This window comes from Salipiger sp. HF18 (assembly GCF_011806505.1).
GTDB classification, from domain to species: Bacteria; Pseudomonadota; Alphaproteobacteria; order Rhodobacterales; family Rhodobacteraceae; genus Salipiger; species Salipiger thiooxidans.
This window is the reverse complement of sequence record NZ_JAATOS010000343.1, coordinates 1-4,335: the sequence shown is the minus strand read 5'-3', so window position 1 is coordinate 4,335 and position 4,335 is coordinate 1. Positions and strand designations below refer to the sequence as shown.

General features: G+C 70.1%; 3 protein-coding genes. All 3 read right to left on the bottom strand.

The window, feature by feature from the left end:
- A partial coding sequence (locus HC022_RS20090) for a molybdopterin oxidoreductase family protein (protein ID WP_167453599.1) occupies positions 1 to 2,512 on the bottom strand: 2,512 nt, incomplete at its 3' end.
- A complete protein-coding gene (nirD, locus tag HC022_RS20085; protein WP_008885776.1) occupies positions 2,512 to 2,844 on the bottom strand; it encodes a nitrite reductase small subunit NirD in 333 nt (110 codons plus the stop codon). The genes HC022_RS20090 and nirD, both read right to left, overlap by 1 nt.
- Positions 2,841 to 4,335, bottom strand: a 1,495-nt coding sequence (locus HC022_RS20080; protein ID WP_167453598.1) for a (2Fe-2S)-binding protein, incomplete at its 5' end; no start/stop codon positions are given. The genes HC022_RS20080 and nirD, both read right to left, overlap by 4 nt.

The following is a 4,335-nucleotide window of genomic DNA, read 5'->3' as shown; positions in this document are numbered from 1 at the left end:
TCTCGATGGCGGCGAGGATGGTGTTCACGCCGACGTTGAAGCAGGAGCAGACAAGCGGGCCGGGGTCGGGGCGGTCGGCGGGCGGCTGCCCGGTGAGCGCGTCCCAGGCCTCGGTGCCGGGCAGGGTGGCGAGGTAGTCGCGCTTGAGCGCCACAGGCTCGGGCCCGGCGAAGAGCGCGGCGATCAGCCGTCCCTCGCGGTGGAAGGCGATGCGGGCGAGGCCGCGCCGGGCGTCGATCAGCACCTGCGCCTCGGCGTCGCCGGGGGCGAGACCGAAGAGCGCGCGGGCCTCCGCCTCCCAGTCCTGCGGCAGGGTGGCACCGGCAAGCTCGGCCCGCCAGCCGGCGCGGGTGCGGGCGCGGGCCCAGTAGTCGCAGGAGGGCTCCAGCCGGTCGGCGGCGATGGCAAAGCCGTACCACGCCGCCTCGAAGCGGCGCACCGCGCAGACGCTGGCCTTGCTCTCGGGCTGGCCGGACACCGGGTCGGTCACCGGCGCCACCAGCACGTCGATGCGGGCGCTGGGCGCGGTCTCGCCGGTCCAGTGCATCGGCGCGAAGACGTCGCCCGGCTGCACTGCGTCGGTGATCCGGGCGCGCAGCACCGCCGAGCCCTGCGTGCTCTCGACCCGTACGAGGTCGGCGGCGGCGATGCCGAGCCGCTCGGCGTCGCGCGGGTGGATCTCGAGAAAGGGCTCCGCCAGATGCGCCGCCAGCCGGGGCGAGCGCGCGGTGCGGGTCATCGTGTGCCACTGGTCGCGGATGCGCCCGGTGTTGAGCCGGAACGGGAAGAGCGGACCCTGCTTCGCGGCGGGCGGGCGGTAGCGGATCGGCAGCATCCTGGCCTTGCCGTCGGCGTGGTAGAACCGGCCGTCGCCGAAGAAGCGCCCGCCGGAGCGGTCGCCCGCGAAGGGCCAGCGGAACGGCTCCAGTGTCTCGTAGTCGCTGTCGGAGAGGTCGGCGTGGCCCGAGATGTCGAAGTCGCGCCCGAGCTTGCCAGCGATGCCCGAAAGCGCCGCGTATTCGCGAAAGATCTCGGCGGGCGCGGCGTAGTCGAAGGCGTCGTGCCAGCCCATGCGGCGACCGACCTCGGCGAGGATCGCCCAGTCGGGCCGCGCCGCGCCCGGTGCGGGCAGGGCGGCGCGTTGCCGGCTGATGGTGCGGTCCGAGTTGGTCACCGTGCCGTCCTTCTCTCCCCAGGCGGTGGCGGGCAGCAGCACATCGGCCAGCCGCGCCGTGTCGGTGGCCCCGGTGATATCCGAAACCACGACGAAATCACAGCCCGCGATGGCCGACGTCACCGCATCGGCATCTGGCATGGTCACGGCGGGGTTGGTGTGGATGATCCAGAGCGCCTTGATGCGCCCGTCGCCCACCGCCTCGAACATCTCGACGGCCTTCATGCCGGGGGCGGCGGCCATGCGCGGGCTCTCCCAGAACGCGTGCACGGCGGCGCGGTGGTCGGCGTTCTCGATGTCGAGATGGCACGCCAGCATGTTGGCAAGCCCGCCCACCTCGCGCCCGCCCATGGCGTTGGGCTGGCCGGTGACCGAGAACGGCCCGCAGCCAATGGTGCCGATGCGGCCGGTGGCGAGGTGGCAGTTGAGGATGGCGTTGACCTTGTCGCTTCCCGACGAGGACTGGTTCACGCCCTGGCTGTAGATCGTCACCACCTTCGGCGTCCGGATCCAGAGGTCGTAGAAGGCGGCGTGATCGTTCTCGGACAGCCCCGTCACCTCGGCCCGGTCGCTGGAGGCGGCGGCGAGCGCGTCGTCGAAGCCCTGCACGGAGGGGATGAAACCCTCGTCTACCGCATCGGCGTCGTGGATGGCGCAGAGCAACCCGTTGAAGAGCGCCGCATCGGTCCCGGCCCGAAGCGCGAGGTGCATGTCCGCCCCGTCGCAGGACGCAGTGCGCCGCGGGTCGATCACCACGAGCCTGGTGCCACGGGTCTTCATTGCCGCGAGGATGCGCTGGTAGAGCACCGGATGGCACCATGCGAGGTTGCTGCCCACCAGCACGATCAGGTCGGCCTCCTCGAGGTCCTCGTAGGTGCCGGGCACGGTGTCGGCGCCGAAGGCGCGGCGGTGGCCCGCCACCGACGAGGCCATGCAGAGCCGCGAGTTGGTGTCGATGTTGGCGCCGCCGATGTAGCCCTTCATCAGCTTGTTGGCGATGTAGTAATCCTCGGTCAGCAGTTGGCCGGAGACGTAGAAGGCCACGCTCTCCGGCCCGTGCTGCTCGATGGTCTCCCGGAACCGGTCCGCGACGAGGGTGAGGGCCTCGTCCCAGCCGGTCTCGGTGCCACGCACGACGGGGGAGAGCAGGCGGCCCTCCGGCCCGAGGGTTTCAGCGAGGGCAGAGCCCTTGGAGCAGAGCTTGCCGAAATTGGCGGGGTGGACCGGATCGCCCCGGACCTCGAGTCCGCCGTCCCCGGTGGGGCGCAGGCGCACGCCGCAGCCCACGCCGCAATAGGGGCAGGTGGACCTGATTTCGCAGGCTCGCGCGTCGGTCATCACGCGGCACTCCGCCTCGAGACGGCGGCGCCGTCCAGCAGGATGCGCCCGTCCTCAAGCCGCACCGGGTAGGTCGAGATGCGGCCGTCGTCCGCGCCCTGCGCCTCGCCGGTGGTGAGGTCGAACACCCAGTTGTGCAGCGGGCAGGTGACCTTGTGGCCGTGCACGATGCCCTCGGAGAGCGGGCCCTTCTTGTGGGGGCAGGTGTTCGACGCGGCGAATACCTCGGCCTCGTCGGTGCGGAACACCGCGACGCAGCCCACGTGAGTCTTGACCAGACGGGCTCCGCGCAGGGGCACGTCGTCGATATGTCCGATGTCGATCCAGCTCATTCCGCAGCCTCCACGGTAAGATCGGCGAGGGGCTGGAAGCGGCGCGCCGCGTCCGGTACGGCCCGCTCGGCCCAGGGGTCCACTTGGTAGACGCTCTGCGACACGTCGAAACGGTCGACCAGCGCCTTGCGTTCGGCGTCGTCGGCAAGCACCTCCTTCACCCAGTCGAGCCCGACCTTGGCCACCCACTTGTAGGGGCGGTCGAGATACCTGGCGGTCTCGCGGTAGAGCTGGATGAAGGCGGTGGTCCACTCGATGGCCTCGTCCTCGGTCCGGACATCGACGAGCCGCTCGGTCTCCTTCACGTCCATGCCCGCGGCCCCCGCGACACCGACCTGGTAGCCGCTGTCGACGCAGATGATGCCCACGTCCTTGCAGGTGGCCTCGGCGCAGTTGCGCGGGCAGCCCGAGACGGCGAGCTTGACCTTGTGCGTCGTCCAGCTGCCCCACAGCTTCTTCTCGAGCCTGATGCCGAGCCCGGTGCTATCCTGCGTGCCGAAGCGGCACCAGTCCGAGCCCACGCAGGTCTTCACCGTCCGGAGGCCCTTGGTGTAGGCGTGCCCCGAGACCATGCCGGCCTCGTTGAGGTCGTACCAGATCGCCGGCAGGTCTTCCTTCTTCACGCCGAGCAGGTCGATGCGCTGGCCGCCGGTGACCTTGACCACCGCGTCGTATTTCTTCGCGGCCTCGGCTATGGCGATGAGCTCTTCCGGCGTGGTCATGCCGCCCCACATGCGGGGCATGACCGAATAGGTGCCGTCCTTCTGGATGTTGGCATGGTTGCGCTCGTTGACGAAGCGGCTTTGCGGGTCGTCCCTGTAGTCCAGCGGCCAGTCCGCCAGCAGGTAGTAGTTCACCGCCGGGCGGCAGACGTGGCAGCCGTTGCGGGTCTTCCAGCCAAGCTCCTGCCAGACCGCCTCCTGCGACTTCAGCTCCGACGTCTTGATCAGGCGCCGCACGTCCTCGTGGGTGAGGTCGGTGCAGCCGCAGACCGGCTGGGCGGCGGGGATGACGAAATCGTCGCCCAGCGTGACCGAGAGCACCAGTTCCACCAGCCCCGTGCAGGTCCCGCAGGAGGCCGAGGCCTTGGTGGTGGCGCGGATCGCGCCGAGATCCGAGGCGCCGGCCTCGATCGCCTTGACGATATCGCCCTTGCAGACGCCGTTGCAGCCACAGATTTCCGCATCAGGCGGCAATGCTGCAACGGCTGACAGAGGGTCCGCGGAGGCGCCCCCCTGGTAGGACGGGCCGAAGATCAGCGTCTCGCGCATCTCCGAGATGTCCGTGCCTTCCTTGATGAGGCCGAAGAACCAGTTGCCATCGGCGGTGTCGCCATACATCACCGCGCCGATCAGGCGGTCGTTCTCGATGACGAGGCGCTTGTAGATGCCGCGGGCGGGGTCGCGGTAGACGATGTCCTCGCGGCCCGGCGCATCGGCGAAATCGCCCGCCGAGAACAGGTCGCAGCCGGGGACCTTGAGCTTGGTCGAG

What these genes read in the sequence shown, in the direction of transcription:
- nirD (WP_008885776.1), bottom strand. Translation starts at nt 2,844, where the DNA reads ATGAGCTGGATCGACATCGGACATATCGACGACGTGCCCCTGCGCGGA.